We start from the raw sequence: 17043 nt of genomic DNA, 5'->3' as shown, positions 1-17043 counted from the left end.
ATGAAAACCTTATTTCTGCTAATGGCTCAATACAACGGGCAAACAATCATTTCAATTAATCAAGTTTGTAAAGACTATTTCACACACCTAACAACCGATATGTTTCAGCGCAAAGTAATGGCTGGTCAAATTCGAATACCTATCACGAGACTCGAATCCAGCCAGAAAAGTGCTAAAGGAATTCACATAACAGATTTAGCAGCGTATTTAGACTTGCAGCGGGAGGCCGCGGTAAAGGAATGCAACCAGCTCAACGGAATTCGCCGAGCCAGCTAATTCACTGCTTACCCCAGGCGCCCAGCTTCACGGGCGCTTGAATGATCCTCTCTAACCATGGCCATTCGGCATAGTGGTCACCCTTCCCGCGAAGATGGGTATACCTACGCAACGAGTTCCAGTCACGGTGCCCGGACACGCTGGCCACCCGCGGGATATCCCAATCCATCTCAAACAACCGACTAACTCCGTCGTGTCTCAGATCGTGGAAGTGAAGATCTTCAATCTCCAGAAACTTGCACGCCTTCGCCCAGGCCGTAGAGATCGACGAAGAGTTGTAGGGGAAAATTTCCGCACGCTCTTTTGGCATGCTTTGCAGAATTCTCCAGGCTTCGTCGGGTAGGTGGCACCAAACATCATTGCCAATTTTCTGCCCAGGGTTTTTCATATCTCTCACCAGCACCCGCTGATTCGACTCATCGACGTCGTCCCACACAATTCGGCTTATCTCATCCTGCCGACGCGTGGAAAAAATCGCGAAGCCAATCACCTTCAGCATGTTGATCGAACTAGGTCGACGCTGCTGCATACTGACGAAGTGCTCCAAAAGTTTATCTAGCTCGTCTTTGGCTGGACGGCGATCGCGCTCCCGGCTCTTCATGTTGTAGCCGAGCTTCCTTAACACCTTCCGAGCGTCCGGCATCGCGTGAGGGTCCACCTCATACCCCCAAGCGGGACGCGCAATCGAAAGGACAGCCCCAAGGTGCGCCAAATCGTTACCAGCCGTTTGCGGCTGGACGCCGCCGCCCTCTTTACTCATTCGCCAGAGTGCAAAATCCACCAAGCGCTGACTGTTGATAGCCGAATCAACGGTCTGGCCAAACTCCGTCGCCGCGATAGAATTTAGAGTGGCTTCCTTGGTTTTACCCAACGGCCGGACTTTCTCCATTTCATCCAGGTACTGCTTGATCATGTCCTGTACGGTGACGCCCTTGCGGTTCGCCCGCTCGATCGCACCAGGCTGATCTAGCTCTGCCTCACGTCGCCGCACCCACGCTTGTGCCGCCTGTTTCCGGGCGAAGGTCTGGCTCTCTTGGTAGACTTGCGCTCCATCGCGAAACAGGCGTATCTGTGCCGTGTAACTGACTGAGCCATCGGTGCGTTTTCGTGCTCTGATCGTTGCCATAGTCGACTGGTACAATTCCGAAAGTGATTGGTACATTGTACCAGCGACATCGAAAAAACGCCTGAAAACGCCTAAAAACACGCTATAAATACGTTGAGCCAAATGGTACCAAATACCCACTCAAGCCCAGTAAACTCAAGCCCTGCGCTGTCTCGGCGGTTCTCCGTTGCGCCCATGATGGATTGGACGGACCGCCATTGCCGTTTCTTCCTACGCCTCCTGTCGAAGAACGCCCTGCTCTATACCGAAATGGTTACCACCGGCGCTCTTCTCAACGGAGACCACGAACGATTCCTCCGTCACAACGAAGCCGAGCACCCGCTCGCCTTGCAGCTCGGCGGTAGCGTTCCTCTGGATCTGGCTGCCTGCTCGCGTATGGCCCAGGACCACGGTTACGACGAAGTAAACCTCAACGTTGGTTGCCCTAGTGATCGTGTGCAGAACAACATGATCGGCGCGTGCCTGATGGGTCATCCGCAGTTGGTGGCGGATTGTGTGAAGGCGATGCGTGATGCGGTGTCGATTCCGGTGACGGTGAAGCATCGCATCGGGATCAATGGTCGGGACAGTTATGCCGAGCTGTGCGATTTCGTCGGCACGGTGCGGGATGCCGGGTGCACCAGTTTTACCGTGCATGCGCGGATTGCGATTCTCGAGGGGTTGTCGCCGAAGGAGAATCGCGACATTCCGCCGTTGCGCTATGACGTGGCGGCGCAGTTGAAGGCGGATTTTCCGGAGCTGGAGATTGTGCTCAATGGCGGGATCAAGACGCTGGAGGCCTGCCACGAGCATTTGCAGACTTTCGACGGGGTGATGCTCGGGCGTGAGGCTTATCACAATCCGTATTTGCTGGCGGAGGTGGATCAGCAGTTGTTCGGCAGTGCGGCACCGGTGATCAGTCGGGCTGAGGCGTTGGCGCAGTTGCGTCCTTATATAGCCGAGCATTTGCTGGCCGGTGGCGCGATGCATCACATCACAAGGCATGTGTTGGGCCTGGGTACCGGTTTCCCAGGAGCACGCAAGTTTCGTCAGCTGCTGTCGGTGGATATTCACAAGGCCAAGGATCCGCTGGCGTTGCTGGATCAGGCGGCTGAGTTGCTTGAAGGGCGTTGATGCCCTTCCCATCACTTTAGCCAGGCGGTAGATCCGCCTGGCTTGTCCTTTATGCCGCTGCAGCAGCGGTCCAGTTCACCCACCCAAACCCCCACGTCGCCAGAATCAACAACCCAAAACCAATCCGATACCACGCAAACGCGGCGTAGCTGTGGTTGGCAATAAACTTGAGCAAGCCACGCACGGCGATCATCGCGAAGATGAACGCCGTGACGAAGCCGAGGGCGAAGACTGGCAGGTCGTTGGGCTCGAACAGGTCGCGGTATTTGTAGCCGGAGTACACGGCGGCGCCGACCATGGTGGGCATGGCGAGGAAGAACGAGAACTCGGTGGCGGCTTTACGCGACAGCCCGAACAGCAGGCCGCCGATGATCGTTGAGCCGGAGCGCGAGGTGCCGGGGATCATCGCCAGGCATTGTACGAAACCTATCTTCAGCGCGTCGGACCAGCGCATGTCGTCGACGTGCTCGACGCTGATCACATGGCTGCGTTGTTCGGCCCAAAGCATGACGATGCCGCCGACGACCAGTGCCACGGCAACGGTGATCGGGTTGAACAGGTATGCATGAATGGCGTCGGCAAACAACACGCCCAGGACAACCGCCGGCAGAAACGCGATCAGCAAGTTGATAGTGAAGCGCTGTGCATTGCGTTCGGTAGGGAGGCCTTTGACGATGTCGAAGATCTTCGGCCGAAACTCCCAGACCACGGCAAGAATGGCACCCAGTTGAATAATGATATTGAACGCCATTGCACGTTCACCGCCGAACTCCAGCAAGTCGGCGACGATGATCTGGTGGCCGGTGCTCGAGATCGGCAGGAACTCGGTCAGGCCTTCTACCGCGCCTAATATCAACACCTGGAAAAAGGTCCAGAAATCCATTAATCCTCCATCAGAGCGCTCCTTGAGAGCGACCGGTTAACTGCACTCAGGAATTGAGTATCGGAAATAAGATCGGCACGCCATTACCCATTGCCTGACGCGGCGCCGGCAGAATATGTCTTATCAAAAGCCACACTCAAGTCATGTTAGTAATCGTCGGCCGACGAACTACTCGAGAAATATTTAGTGCTGGAGTGGAAAAAAGTTAGCGCGCGCAATAAAGTGTGATCCAGCGCACAATATTACGGTATGGCGATACAGTGGCAGATCGACACAACTAAAGCTGTCGCAATAGACTCAAAATAGTGGCACCATTGCATATCGCCATCATCTAAGCCGTAGTTCACTCTCTCGAGAAAATCAACTAAAAGCCTGAAAAGCTTACTTATTGTTAGAAATCTCGCGAGACACGTCTAAAATCCGCGCAAATGTTACCAATTGTCAGTCACAGATGAGAACCGGTGCTTTAACATCCCGATGTCAGCACCTAATTCGAGTCAATGCACGATGCTCTCAGCGAACTTGGCGACTAGAAGCCCGCGCCCGACAAATGACGAACCCGGTGTTCTTACTCTGGGTCGTACCCGTGGCGTGGCCGATCATTTTAGAACGCTAATCGCCCAGCATGTTCGTAGCGATTTGGCGCTTGAAGCCAGTGCCTACGCTAGTTCACATAACTTTAATGAACATGTGGGATCGTACCGGGCAATATTCCTGATTATCGATAGCCCACAGGCTCTCGAGGACAATCTTGCGCTGGTGGAGAATCTGCGCAGCGACAACTTGAAGCCGATTATTTGCGCGGTTATCACCGGTCGCGGTGCCTTCAACAAGATCAAGTACTACCTGGCAGGTGCCGATATTTGTATCAAACTCAACACCCTTTACGACGACGGTGCAGAGTTGCTGGCGGATTTCTTCACCAGTGAAGAATGGCAGCGCAACATCAATCTTACGCTTGATCCGACGCGCATTTGCCTGATGGACAAGAGCAAAAAACTCGACATCTCGTTTGCCGAGATGAAGATCCTCGAAGCCTTTGCGCGAACCGGCAATCACATCCTGAGCCATGATGAAATCGCCGGCATCATGGGCCTCAATACCAATTTCTACGACCCTCGGGCACTGGAAAAATCAATCAGTCGCTTGCGTGGAAAAATCAAGGACATGTATGGTACAAACGCGATTCAGAGCATTCGCGGTTATGGCTATCGCCTGCTGCGGGGTCTGATATCGACTGCCTGAGTCTCGGGCAGCCAATCCCTTTTGCAACGTACGAAGGATCGTCCAATGCAGCCATACAGTTCCTTTTCTGCTCCGCTTCTGTTTGAAATCAAGCATTTGAATGAGCGCGTCAACACGACCCATAACAATAAAACTCCATAACATAGCAGCAGTTCGAGTGGAATTTATCGAGGGCCAATCTTGGGCCCAGACCCTGCCTATCGATTACTTCCGAGGAAGCTATTGCTCGCCTGCCGATTTTCTTTTAGCCAATTTTGGTATGTATTCAGGAGAGAGACATGGAAACCAGTACAACCCTCCCAAGGAAATATTTTGTTGTCGTGACTCACAGTACAACGTCGCAACGTGAACTGGAGAGCATCCTGTCCAGTGAGCGCTTCAACTCGTTTGGCACGTCGCAGGCACAAATGTTTGTTGAAGGTGTTGCTTCGCCCTCCTCCGCGCCAATGGTGATGGAGTTCACATATCCGCACATCAGTCGAAAAAATGTCGCGCGCAGTATCGAGCATGATACTCAGCGAATTCTGGCCACACTTGAGTCGGAATGGCAGGCCGCGCAATCGGCGACTACGTTCCAGCACAATTCAGTCATTACCGGCGATATCAGCAACATGCCCCCTGCCGTTCAAAGCGATATGCCGTACAGCGCAACCTGGCATCTTGACCCGGAACAAGGCGCACTGGTCAGAGAAGGGGTCGAGATCAGTCTTACGGGTCTGGAAACAGCACTGGTGCGCAAAATGCTCAGCCATGAAGAGCGTGTTGTCAGCCGTGATGATTTGATCATCAGCATCGGTCGCGAACCGGAACAATACCGAGGCCTGGAAATGTGCCTGAGTCGTCTGCAAGACAAATTCAAGAGCGCCAGCAACGGTGAGCGTCTGTTTCGCGCGGTAAGAAATCGCGGTTATTGCCTTATCCAGGACATCGTCGCGTAAATAACGCCGACCTCCGCCAATAAAACAAACAGAACAAGTGCGATTACAAAAACAACAAGAGCACTCTGTTTGGCTTTATCCCTCCTTGAGTTGTACTTTCCTGCCTCCAACAGTAACAAAACCCACACCACATAATCACCCCCTGCTCTGCGACCTTTTCTAACACACTACTATTTAAATATTAGAATAGTTGGCACTGTGCCATCTTGTTAGAACTCGTCAGACACCATTCCCGGCAATAACTTAGTCTATTGACTGACGACAGTTCGGCATATCGATGTTGTTACCTCAGGACACTCGCTACAACAAAAACAATAAGTCTGCATAACAACTCGGATTTCAACTGTTGAAACCTGAATGGACGTCTTTTGGGGATATTCGTATGGATCTTTCTCTCAGTATCAATCGAAACACGGGCCTCAAGGGACTGACCTTTTGGGGCCAATGGGCACTCGCTCAGGCGTTCGTGGTAACGCTGCTGTTCATCCTGGCCGAGCAGCACACCGGTACGGTCGCGTTCTATTACCGAATGTGCGCAACGCTGGCAGTACTGGCCTCGGTTCCGGCCTACACGTTCACCGGTGTCTATCGCAAACGCGACAACTACCTGACCGGCCTGGGCCGGCTGTTCATGGGTTGGTCGATGACCATGGCCGCGCTGGCATGCATTGCATTCGTCTGCCAGGCCGACGAGCTGTTTTCGCGGCAGGTGATTCTGAGCTGGGCGGTGTATGGCTTCCTTGGTCAGGCGTTTCTCTACGCACCGCTGCATGCGTTTTCCAAGTACTACCAGCGTTCGCGCAAGAGCGAACACAAGACGTTGATCGTCGGTACTGGTGAACTGGCGCTGGGTCTGGCGAAGAAGCTCAGCCAGCTGGAAAACCTGCCGCTGGTGGGCCTGGTCAGCAATGGCGATGTGACCACGCTGGGCTCTGATGCGCCACGTGTCGTCGGCGCACAGGAACAGCTGCTGGACCTGATCGCTGCCCATGACATCCGCCGTTTGTACATCACCCTGCCGCTGTGCGAGGCGGCGAAGATCGAAGCGATGTATGTCGACCTGCTGGGTGCCAACGTCGACGTGGTGTGGGTGCCGGATCTGAACAGCCTGACGCTGCTCAACCACTCGGTAAAAGTCGTGGACGGTCTGCCGGCGATCTACTTGAACGAAAGCCCGCTGACCAGCCGCCCGACCGCCGCACTGAGCAAGAGTCTGGTGGAAAAGGCTGTGGCGTTTCTGGCGATCATCGCGCTGAGCCCGATCCTGCTGATCATTGCGCTGGCGGTGAAGCTCAACTCTCCAGGTCCGGTGTTTTTCAAGCAGGACCGCCATGGCTGGAACGGCAAGGTGATCAAGGTCTGGAAATTCCGCTCGATGCGTGTTCACGATGATCGTGATGTGAAGCAGGCCAGCCGCAATGACTCACGCATTACCGCTGTCGGCCGTTTTATCCGTCGCACCTCGCTGGATGAGTTGCCGCAACTGTTCAACGTCCTGCAAGGGCACATGGCTCTGGTCGGCCCACGTCCACATGCGGTCGCGCACAATAATTACTACTCGGGGAAAATCCTCGCGTACATGGCGCGCCACCGGATTAAACCGGGCATCACCGGCCTCGCCCAGATCAGCGGCTGCCGTGGTGAGACCGACACCATCGACAAGATGCAGAAGCGTGTGGAGATCGACCTGCAGTACATCAACAGCTGGTCGTTGTGGCTGGATCTGAAGATCCTGGTGAAGACACCGTTTACGTTGCTGTCGAAGGATATTTACTGAGGTTCAGGGTTGTAGATGCAAGGGGACGAAAGTCCCCTTTTTTGTGGGCGGGATTTGGGGGTGAGCCGGGATTGTGGCCTGACGAATAACCCCTGTAGGAGTGAGCCTGCTCGCGATAACGGTGTGTCAGGCAACATGAATGTGACTGGACTGACGCTATCGCGAGCAGGCTCACTCCTACAGGGATTTGGGGATGGGTCGCGATTTGTGGTCTGGCAAATAACCCCTGTAGGAGTGAGCCTGCTCGCGATAGCGGTGTGTCAGGCAACATGAATGTGACTGGACTGACGCTATCGCGAGCAGGCTCACTCCTACAGGGATCTGGGGATGGGTCGCGATTTGTGGTCTGGCAAATAACCCATGTAGGAGTGAGCCTGCTCGCGATAGCGGTGTGTCAGGCAACATCAATGTTGACTGGACTGACGCTATCGCGAGCAGGCTCACTCCTACAGGGGATGTGTGTTGTAGCGGAGATCGCTGTCTACTCGGTTATCTTCTCGAAATTACGATAGAACATATCGCCTTCCCGGCTATCGGTCATTGAGTGCAGTTGGTAGCTGCGGTTGAGTCGCGCACCGCCGTCTCGGGTCAGGGGGGCCCAGACCAGGTTGGCGCGGCGCATGGTCGACATGCTCATCATTTCATCGAACGGAATCGACAGGTACAGGCCCTTGTCGAAGCTACCTTCGCCATATTCGGCGCTGCTGGCGGTGGTGATCGTTGCCCAGGCGCCGACGCGTACGCCGTTGAAAAACTCCCGCGAGATATCCACCGTCGTGCCCCAGTCGCCGGCCAGATAGCGGCCGACACTCACCGCCGCCAGCGTGTCGAACGGCAGGTCGGTGTAACCGGTAATGTGCCCGGTCACCACCGAGTAATCGCGCAAGGCAAAACCCTGATCGAAATCGCGCTGACGCACCCAGTTCAAGTCCGCACCCAGTGACCAGCGCTCGCCGGTCGGCCGGAACAGCACCTCGGCGCCGACGCCAGCAAACATCGACTCCAGATAGCCACCGTAGACCATGCCATACAGGTCTTTGTCGAGTTGCTCGGCATGGCTGACCTGGAACAGCGGCATGGTCGTATTGGAGGTCGTCAGGTACTGACGCAAATCGGTTCGCACACGCGGCAATCCGCTTGGCGCGTCGTAGCTGAATTTGTCGAAGTTGTTCGCCAGGTTGGCGCTGAGCAAGCCGCTCCACCAGGTGTTGCGGTTGAAACGATATTCGGCGTCGGCATCGGCGCTGAATTGATAGAGCAAGCCATCCGGACCACCGACGTTCTGCTTGAAGCCCAGGCCCACGCCATAGCTGAAATGCTGCGGCGCCTCGCTGTAGAGGGTCGTCTCGTTGTGCGGCATCGCCGGATTGATTTCGGTGGTGCGGTGCAGCGTTTCCAGCGGCTCTTCGTTGTTGATCACTTCGCGGAAGGTCTGGCGCGGCAGGCTGGTTTCTTCCAGCGGCAAGTCGTAGCGCTTGTTGACCACGGTGAACCAGTCGATGTCGTCGCTGACACTGTTATCGAGAATCCGGCTTGCCCGCCCTACCGCCTTGGACGAGTGGAAATAACGCTGCTGCTCGCCGTAGACGATCAGCTCGGAATCACGCTGGGCGATGCGCTCGACCTTATAGCCGGCGTTCTGCTGCAAACGCCTCGATACATCGGCCCAGTCAACCTGCGCCATCGTCGCCGTCGGGGCTTTCGCCGGCAGCGGTTCCGGGGTCGGGTCGTAGGTTTTCGCCGGGGCTTTGCGGCTGACGAAATTGGTGTGAAAGGTCACACCGAACATCGCCGTGTTACCACGTTCCCACGCGGCGCTGACGTCGATCGAATCGGTGACTTTGAATACTGCGCCGAGGTTGATCGGCGAGTCCTGCTTGATCTCGTTGTCCTTCGGTTCGTTCTTGTAATCGTTGCCTTCGAACTCGAGTTTCAGACTGAGGCGATCCCACGGCGTCTGATAGCTCACGCCACCGAACAACGAAGGCCGGCCACGGAAATACGAACCCGAGTTGACGTCACCGGTGCCCTCGAGCGCCGGCCGGGTATCGAAGCGACTGCTGACATAGCCCAGCGGGTTATCGAAGTCGCCGCGATTGCCGATATAGCCCCAGGCGATGCCGGCGCTGAAATCGAAGTTGTCGTAGCGTTTGTTGGCGACGAAATATTCACTGGAGAACAAACCGGTACCACCGATATCGCGGAAGCCCAGCGCCACTTCCGGCGCCCAATGGCTTTCCTGCCACAGCCGGACTTTGGCGTCGACCGCCTTGTCCTTATAGCTTTGGCTGCCGCTCAGGGCCTCCGAGCCGTACGGCCGGTTGGTGATCGCGGTGTAGCGAAACGAGCCTTCGAGCCAGTCCAGCGGCTGCAACGACACGCTGTAGCGGCTGTACGGATCAGTGCGGTTGGCGTTGACGCTCAACTCCCCCGCCGGTGCCATGCGCGCGGTCGGCGTCTGCCACAAGCCGGTGCCACCGAAGTCATTCTGGGTAATGCGCGGCTCGGCGTGAGCCAGGCCACAGGGCAATAACAACACAGCTGCAAAACGTAACTTCAACGAACCACCTCGGCCAGCTGCGTGGCAATGAATTCGGCCAACTGCTGATTCAGTTCAGGAAGAGGCGGATCCAGATCATCATTTTTCAGCGGCACCAGAATCTTGCTGCCGGCGACGGGAAATTGCCCGGACTCACGATTCCAGTGGGCAATGCCGACGCGCCGCGACACGCCGTTGGGCTGGATCAGCCACAGGTAATCGGCTTCGGCATCGTCGAGAATCGAGCAGCCTTGCAAATACTCACGCGCCTCCTGCAACGGCTGATACGGCAAGTGGCACGGCGCGGCGACGGCGCCCAGTACTTGCACTTCATCGACCCGCTTCGGATAAACCAGACGATCGCCATCCTCGAGGCGAATGTTGCGCGCGAATCCGGTTTCCACTGCCACCGGGTCGAGATCGGCGATCTGCCGACCGGTCACCGGCATCTGCCGCACGTCTTCAGCAACACGCTGCGCGAGCGCCACACGACTCGGTTTGTCGAACAGCACGGCCATGCGCTGCAGCACCTCGAGATCGAACAGCACGCCGACCTTGAGCCGGGTCTGCTGTTCGATCAGCGACTGGCGCAGCAAGCCGCCGGCGAGCCAGTAGCCTTCGGCGTTCGGCACGGCCTCACTGATCACATCGAACAAGCGCCCGCCGGGCGGCAACGGGATCGGCCCGGGATTGGCGACATCGCCCGAAACGGTGACGGCAGCCTGACTGACCCCGGTCATCAGGATCAGACCCGCAGACCACAATCTCAGGCGCTTCACGGCAGGTGCCTGCGAGCAGGCGTCAGTTGCACGACCTTGACGCGCAACTGCGTCGTCAGTTGCTGCTCGCTTTGCAGAATGAAACCGTCGCGCGGATCGACCCAGTAATGATTGGTCGCGCGCAAGCCGATGGCCGGCGCGTCAATCTGCTCATCGACACGCAGCACGGCGTAGTCCTTGTCGAGAATATTCAGGGTAGTGTCCGAGCGCCGGCTGAAGCGGCTGTTGACGATCACCCCGACTTCCTGGCCCTTGTACAGATCGATCCAGCGGCGCGTGGTGAAACCATCGGCGACGTGATGCAGGCCTCGCTTGAACGGCGAGTCATCGGCCAGGCGTGTGCCGTCCAGGTCCCCTTCCAGGCCCAGACCAATGCTGCGCACGGCAAGGCCATCTCGCAGCAGCAGGACTTGCTTGCCGGAAGCGACCCAGAACTGCAGGTCTTCACGCTCGCGCATCAGCGCCAGCACGCCGGAGCCGGACGGCGTAGTCAGCTTCAGTTGCGGGTAATTGACCGCGGCCACTTCCGCAGCCGTCACGTCCACTTCGTCCGGGCCGACCACTGCGGCCTTGAGGTTGTTCAGCGACGCGCTCATCAGCGGATTACAGCCACTGAGCAACACCGCCGCGCATAGGCAGACGCCAACTTTCAACGTATTCACAGTCGGCGACCTTATTTGCTGTTGTTACTGTATTCGCTCCAGTTCTTCGCCGCGGAAGCCCCGGTGCCGACAATCGATGCCGACGGCACCAACTGGCTGATGAAGCGGTTCCAGCGCGTGACATTGGCCGGGCCGACGTAGACCACGTCCTGCGGGCGCACCTGGAAATGCGAGGCCAGCGCCATGGCGGTCGGTGATTCGGCTTCCAGTTGGTAGATCTTCGCCGGCTCGACATCGAGATTTTCCACGCCACGAATGACGTACACCGCGTTGCCGTTGGAGCTGGTCTGGCTGAGGCCACCGACTGAACCGAGCACATCGGAGAGGTTCATCGTCGCCGTCTTGAAGCTCAACGCGCGCGGCTGGTTGACCTCGCCCATCACGTAGATGCGCTTGTTGTCGTTGTACGGCAGATACAACTGGTCGCCGCCCTTGAGGAAGACGTTCTGCAACTCGGAATCCTGCTGATTGAGCGCGTCGAGATTGAGCGGATAAGTGCGCCCGTTGCGCGTCAGCAACAGCCCGGACAGATCGGCGTTGTTGGTGTCGATACCGGCCGAGCCGAGGGCTTCGACCACGCTCAGCGGGTTAGTGGAAATCGCTTGCGGGCCAGCCTTGGTGACCGCACCGGTGACCACGACTTTCTGGCTGGCAAAACGCAACACCGCGACGTCGACCTGCGGCTCGGCGATGAACGCCGACAAACGCTGCTCGATGTCCGCGCGCAGTTGCTGGATGGTGCGGCCGGCGGCCTGCACTTCCTTGATGAACGGGTAATACAGCGTGCCATCGGAGCGCACCAGACGGCCGTTGGCATCGATCTGTTGCTGCGCGCCGGACGGGGCCGTCAGCTCCGGGTGATCCCACACGGTGATATACAACACGTCGTTGTTACCGATGCGGTACTCGGCGGGGGTCGCCAACAACTCCGCCGGCAGCGATTCGTGCTTTTGCGTCGCGCGGTTCATGGCGATCAGCTTCGGCGTGATCGGAATCAGCTCGACCCGGCTGCTTTCACTCGCGCCCTGGCGGGTGATGTCGCTGGTGCTGAGGTATTGACCGGGGGAAAACATGCAACCTTGCAGAGCGAGACTTGCCAACATTAAAAGATAAACACTACGAGTCATAATGGCACTACGCTATTCAAGGGCGAATCCAAAAACAAAGTCACCCGACTTGCGTCGGGCGACCCTGTACTGCACTAACAGAACTTCCTGTTAGTTATGCGTGCCGGTTGTACCGGTGGTACCCGTCGTACCGGTGGTACCGCCGTTGGCACTGCCACCGCTGTTGGACGCCGCTACAGCACTGGCAACCATTGCAGTACTGGCTGCGGGCGCTTGAGAAGCCGCCACACTGCCACCTACATTGGTTACCGCTGTCAACGGCGCTTCAGCGGCGGCAGCCCAGTTGCTCAACATCGTCAACAGGGCAACTGCCATCACTTTTTTCATATCAACTCCTTTCTAACATTCGACCTGTTAAAAAACCGGCCTGTGTTAGCGGTGGTAGAGTTCAAGTCCGCAAAAAGCGCGAACAAGATCCGTTGTTCTTTCACAGTCAGACGCAACTGATAAAAGTCGAACGGCAGGCTTATATCTACGGACTTGCAAAAGGCATTGCCAGTGTAATTTCCCGACGTTATCTAACAACCTGACTGAAAATAACATTGGACTAATTGGCCATCATCGCGAGTATCCATTCGGATGATTGGATTGCCAGCGCCAGGTGTCGGCGACCATGTCCTGCAAGTTGCGTGTGGCTTTCCAGCCAAGTTCTTTCGCTGCTTTCGAAGCATCGGCAAAACTCTCGGCAATGTCACCGGCGCGACGCGGCATCATCCGATACGGCACCGGCCGTCCACAGGCCTGTTCGAACGCCTGCAACACTTGCAGCACGCTGTAGCCATCGCCGGTGCCGAGGTTCCAGGTGTGAATGCCTGTGCGCTCGCCGATCGATTGCAACGCCTTCAGATGCCCATCCGCGAGATCGACCACGTGGATATAATCGCGCACCCCGGTGCCGTCGACCGTGGGGTAGTCGTTACCGAAGATCGACAGTTCTTGCAGGCTGCCGACCGCGACCTGGCTGATGTACGGCACCAGATTGTTGGGAATGCCGTTGGGGTCTTCGCCCATGTGGCCGCTCTGGTGCGCGCCGATCGGGTTGAAGTAGCGCAGCAAGGCGATGCTCCAGCGCGGCTCGGCCCGGCTCAGATCGCGCAATACGTTTTCCACGATCAGCTTCGACTGGCCGTAGGGATTGGTCGGCGTGCCGGTCGGAAATTCCTCGCTGATCGGCATCTGTTCAGGCTCGCCATACACCGTGGCCGAAGAACTGAACACTAGCCGGAACACCCCCGCCGCCGCCATCGCCTGACACAGCGTAACGCTGCCGCCGACGTTGGTTTCGTAGTATTCCAGCGGCTTGCGCACGCTTTCGCCCACCGCTTTCAGCCCGGCGAAATGCAGCACCGCTTCGATCTGATGCTCACGGAAGATCCGGTCGAGCAACGCGCGGTCGCAGACATCGCCGCGAATCATCCAGGCACTCTTGCCGCAAATCGCTTCCACGGCGTGAAGTGCCGCATCGCTGCTGTTGCAAAGATTATCCAGCACCACAACTTCATAACCTGCTTCAAGCAATGCAAGTGTGGTATGCGAGCCGATATAGCCGGCGCCACCCGTTACCAGAATCTTCATAGCGCGGTCCGTCTTTTGGATAGTGACAAGTAACGTGTCAAGCCTTGCGTATCGAACCTGTGTCACAGTCGACACAAACAAGGCGACAACAACCGAAAACAAATTCAGTTCAATGACTGGCAATAAATATTTTTGCAGGTCACACTGTATTGCCGTTACTTATTAGCACTCCCGGCGCACTCATCACTATCAACAGATACCGACTAAAAATAACTAACAAGGCACTTACCGACATCCTCTAACATTGTCGGCTTTTAGCTGCCTGATCAATTGCAATGAATAACCTGACTCAGGTATTAAAGTAAGCCTTCAATCCTTATTGAAACTTGCCACCTGTTCCGGTGCGCAACCGTCGCCTGTGTTCCATGACTGTCCAGGATACTTTTATGATTCGTAAATGTTTGTTCCCCGCTGCCGGTTATGGCACGCGTTTTCTGCCGGCCACCAAAGCCATGCCGAAAGAAATGCTGCCGATCGTCAACAAGCCGTTGATCGAATATGCCGTTGAGGAAGCGCGGGACGCCGGGCTGCAACACATGGCCATCGTCACCGGTCGTGGCAAGCGTGCGCTGGAAGACCATTTCGATATCAGCTACGAACTCGAGCACCAGATTCGCGGCACTGAAAAAGAGAAATTCCTCGCCGGCACCCGCGAACTGATCGACACCTGCACCTTCTCCTACACCCGTCAGGTGGAAATGAAAGGCCTCGGCCACGCGATCCTCAGCGGCCGCCCGTTGATTGGCGACGAGCCGTTTGCCGTGGTGCTGGCCGATGACCTGTGCCTGAACCTGGAAGGCGACGGCGTGCTGTCGCAGATGATCCAGTTGTACAAGAAATTCCGTTGCTCGATCGTCGCCATCCAGGAAGTCCCGGTCGACCAGACTCACAAGTACGGTGTGATCGCCGGTGAGCTGATTTCCGAAGGTATTTACCGCGTCAATAACATGGTGGAAAAACCGGCACCGCAAGACGCGCCGTCGAACCTGGCGATCATTGGTCGCTACATCCTGACGCCGGACATATTCGACCTGATCGCCGACACCCAACCGGGCAAGGGCGGTGAAATCCAGATCACCGACGCGCTGATGAAACAGGCGCAGAACGGCTGCGTGCTGGCCTACAAATTCAAAGGCCTGCGCTTCGACTGTGGTGACGCCGAGGGTTACTTGCAGGCGACCAACTTCTGCTACGAAAACGTTTACCTCAAAGGTCGCTGAGACGGCTCAAGCATTGCGGATTCACTCATTATTTCAGGCAGGCAACCATGAACATTGCACACTATTCAGCAGAGATTGAACGTGAGGTGGACAACCTTGGAATGATGAGCTGGCTGTCGCGCCATCAGCCGTTGCCCAGCGCCAACGAAACCTGGCTGGGCACGATTCTGCTGGTGGAGCGGATCGGCGTGTTTCCGGCGTCCGGCGATATTCGCCGGCCAATGCGCGATCCCTATCCCCTGCTCGCGCATCTGAAAACGCTGTATGGCGAGCAGGCGCTGGAAATGGATGACCGCGATGGCCTGAAAGTGATTTTCAGTGACTGGCGCTTTCGCGTGCGGATCTGCTGCAACGACCCGGCGATCATCATCAACGTGGAAACCCGTTGTGATGCGCGGTTGATGCCGCAGAAGCTCACCGAATTGCTGGGGCTTATCGATTCCTTCAAGCAGTACCCCTGACCCTTTGTGGGAGCGAGCCTGCTCGCGAAAGCGTCGGCAGCTTCAGCACATGCAGTGCCTGACACGACGCCTTCGCGAGCAGGCCCGCTCCCACACTCAGTTCTTCGCAGCAGCGTTGCAGTCAGTCTTGCCTCCCATGATCCAGCCGTAGAAATAATCGGCAATCACCTTCCCGCCCGTGGCCGGCAGCGGATGAATCTTGTCCGGGCCGATCATCGCCGCGGCGTAGCGTTTGACGTCGGGGCCGAACGCGCATTGCAGGTTGGCGAACCCCAAGTGCTGCTCACGCGCCCAAGGCTCGAGCACCTGCGCATACGCCGCCATCGGATAAGCGCTGGAACGTGTGGTGTCCTGGCGCATGACCAGGTTGATGCTCGCCGCCGGTTGAATCTCACGTAGCATGCCGACCAGACCTTGCACGTTATGCAGATACTGCTCCGGCTTCACGCCGAAACCCTGGTCGTTGCCGCCGAGCATGATCAGATAAACGTCGGCGGGGATTTTCGCCACCACCGCTTTCCACTGCGCCTGCCATTGTGGGTCGGCGTGATAAAAATCCGCCGAAGCCGCACCTGAGGCCGCCAGTTTCGACACGCGAATGCCGGGCTGATCGTTGCGCATCCACAGGCCGAACAAAGTCGGCGCGCCTTTCTGCACTTCGAGCCTGAACGACCAGTCTTTTGCGGTGGACAGGCCGGCAAGCGGCACTTCCTGCACGCCCGAACCGGCAAGTTTCAACGGTTGCCAGTCTTGCGCCGGCGACCAGCGATAACGCAGTTCACTGGCTTCGCCATTGCCCAGGTACAACAGCTTCGCCTGAGTCACTGCCGTATCGATGCGCGGCGTAGGGTTGGCATCCACCTGCAGCCACGCGCCGGCGCGACCGGTCACGGTGCGGCTGTCGGGACTGGACTGGCCCAGTTCGGAGACTTTCCAGCCGCCACCGAAGTATTTATCGCTGCTGCGGGTGTATTTGAAGTGCGTACCGCCGAGTGCCGCGCCGTGGTTGAAACCGACATAACCCGGCCCGGCAAAACCGGTTTCACCGGCCACCCGTTGCACCAGTTTGTTCAAATAGAAATCCTGCCCGGCGGTGTAGCTGTCGCCGATCACCGAGACCGACAACACCTTGCCAGCCTTGCCCTCGCGCCACTGGGCAAAGCGCTCGCGAGCGTCGCCTATCTGAACCACCGATGCAGACACGGGTTGGGCGTTATCAACTGCCACCATGCAAAATTTCCTTCATTCTGGAATGGGCCCTTCGCGAGCAAGCTCGCTCTCACAGAGGTTCTGAGTCATCCACAACATGTATTCATTTCATG

16 protein-coding genes are annotated in these 17043 nt (G+C 57.0%); 7 read left to right on the top strand and 9 right to left on the bottom strand.

Going from position 1 to position 17043, the window contains the following annotated elements:
• Entirely contained in the window at positions 1-276 is a 276-nt protein-coding gene (locus BLU24_RS10900; protein ID WP_093099948.1) for a pyocin activator PrtN family protein, read from the top strand.
• Between the two features lies 1 nt (position 277).
• Here the strand turns inward: BLU24_RS10900 and BLU24_RS10895 are convergent, their stop codons facing one another.
• Positions 278-1402, bottom strand: coding sequence for a site-specific integrase (locus tag BLU24_RS10895; RefSeq protein WP_172833262.1), 1125 nt, complete (start codon positions 1400-1402; stop codon positions 278-280).
• Positions 1403-1504: 102 nt separating this feature from the next.
• Here BLU24_RS10895 and dusA point away from each other — a divergent pair, with 102 nt between their 5' ends.
• Positions 1505-2515 (top strand): tRNA dihydrouridine(20/20a) synthase DusA, encoded by a 1011-nt coding sequence (dusA, locus tag BLU24_RS10890; protein ID WP_093099942.1) that lies wholly within the window; start codon positions 1505-1507, stop codon positions 2513-2515.
• Positions 2516-2564: 49 nt separating this feature from the next.
• On the opposite strand, the gene BLU24_RS10885 is transcribed toward dusA, so the two are convergent.
• Complete coding sequence (locus BLU24_RS10885) at positions 2565-3398, bottom strand: undecaprenyl-diphosphate phosphatase (protein ID WP_093099940.1); 834 nt, start codon at positions 3396-3398, stop codon at positions 2565-2567.
• Positions 3399-3905: 507 nt separating this feature from the next.
• On the opposite strand from BLU24_RS10885, the gene BLU24_RS10880 reads away from it, so the two are divergent.
• The 3 genes from BLU24_RS10880 (at position 3906) to BLU24_RS10870 (ending at position 7358) form a co-directional block, all read left to right on the top strand.
• Entirely contained in the window at positions 3906-4643 is a 738-nt protein-coding gene (locus tag BLU24_RS10880; RefSeq protein WP_093099938.1) for a winged helix-turn-helix domain-containing protein, read from the top strand.
• 278 nt (positions 4644-4921) lie between these two features.
• Positions 4922-5581: a winged helix-turn-helix domain-containing protein gene (locus BLU24_RS10875; RefSeq protein WP_093099936.1), complete on the top strand. Its 660-nt coding sequence runs from the start codon at positions 4922-4924 to the stop codon at positions 5579-5581.
• 382 nt (positions 5582-5963) lie between these two features.
• Positions 5964-7358, top strand: a complete 1395-nt coding sequence (locus tag BLU24_RS10870; protein ID WP_090284665.1) for an undecaprenyl-phosphate glucose phosphotransferase — start codon at positions 5964-5966, stop codon at positions 7356-7358.
• 481 nt (positions 7359-7839) lie between these two features.
• On the opposite strand, the gene BLU24_RS10865 is transcribed toward BLU24_RS10870, so the two are convergent.
• The 6 genes from BLU24_RS10865 to galE form a co-directional block, all read right to left on the bottom strand.
• A complete protein-coding gene (locus BLU24_RS10865; protein WP_093099934.1) occupies positions 7840-9918 on the bottom strand; it encodes a YjbH domain-containing protein in 2079 nt (692 codons plus the stop codon).
• On the bottom strand, positions 9915-10676 hold the full coding sequence (locus tag BLU24_RS10860; RefSeq protein WP_172833261.1) for a capsule biosynthesis GfcC family protein: 762 nt from the start codon (positions 10674-10676) through the stop codon (positions 9915-9917). The genes BLU24_RS10865 and BLU24_RS10860 overlap by 4 nt, the downstream gene beginning before the upstream one ends.
• A complete protein-coding gene (locus BLU24_RS10855; RefSeq protein WP_093099932.1) occupies positions 10673-11338 on the bottom strand; it encodes a YjbF family lipoprotein in 666 nt (221 codons plus the stop codon). Before BLU24_RS10855 ends, BLU24_RS10860 begins: the two co-directional genes overlap by 4 nt.
• Positions 11339-11349: 11 nt before the next feature.
• On the bottom strand, positions 11350-12411 hold the full coding sequence (locus BLU24_RS10850; RefSeq protein ID WP_093099929.1) for a polysaccharide biosynthesis/export family protein: 1062 nt from the start codon (positions 12409-12411) through the stop codon (positions 11350-11352).
• A gap of 144 nt (positions 12412-12555) precedes the next feature.
• Positions 12556-12792 (bottom strand): hypothetical protein, encoded by a 237-nt coding sequence (locus BLU24_RS10845; protein ID WP_016775457.1) that lies wholly within the window; start codon positions 12790-12792, stop codon positions 12556-12558.
• A 231-nt stretch (positions 12793-13023) separates the two neighbouring features.
• A complete protein-coding gene (galE, locus tag BLU24_RS10840; RefSeq protein WP_093099926.1) occupies positions 13024-14040 on the bottom strand; it encodes a UDP-glucose 4-epimerase GalE in 1017 nt (338 codons plus the stop codon).
• 386 nt (positions 14041-14426) lie between these two features.
• On the opposite strand from galE, the gene galU reads away from it, so the two are divergent.
• Both galU and BLU24_RS10830 read left to right on the top strand, forming a co-directional pair.
• A complete protein-coding gene (gene galU / locus BLU24_RS10835; RefSeq protein WP_093099923.1) occupies positions 14427-15260 on the top strand; it encodes a UTP--glucose-1-phosphate uridylyltransferase GalU in 834 nt (277 codons plus the stop codon).
• A 47-nt stretch (positions 15261-15307) separates the two neighbouring features.
• The gene (locus BLU24_RS10830; RefSeq protein ID WP_090284677.1) at positions 15308-15721 is read left to right on the top strand and encodes a mannose-1-phosphate guanylyltransferase; all 414 of its coding nucleotides are present in this window, start codon (positions 15308-15310) and stop codon (positions 15719-15721) included.
• 96 nt (positions 15722-15817) lie between these two features.
• On the opposite strand, the gene BLU24_RS10825 is transcribed toward BLU24_RS10830, so the two are convergent.
• Complete coding sequence (locus BLU24_RS10825) at positions 15818-16951, bottom strand: SGNH/GDSL hydrolase family protein (protein WP_093099921.1); 1134 nt, start codon at positions 16949-16951, stop codon at positions 15818-15820.
• Positions 16952-17043: the final 92 nt, after the last annotated feature.

It is taken from the genome of Pseudomonas sp. Z003-0.4C(8344-21), from assembly GCF_900104975.1.
In the GTDB taxonomy this organism is placed as follows: domain Bacteria; phylum Pseudomonadota; class Gammaproteobacteria; order Pseudomonadales; family Pseudomonadaceae; genus Aquipseudomonas; species Aquipseudomonas granadensis.
Note: the sequence above shows the minus strand (reverse complement) of the source record. Positions and strands in the feature narration are given on the sequence as shown.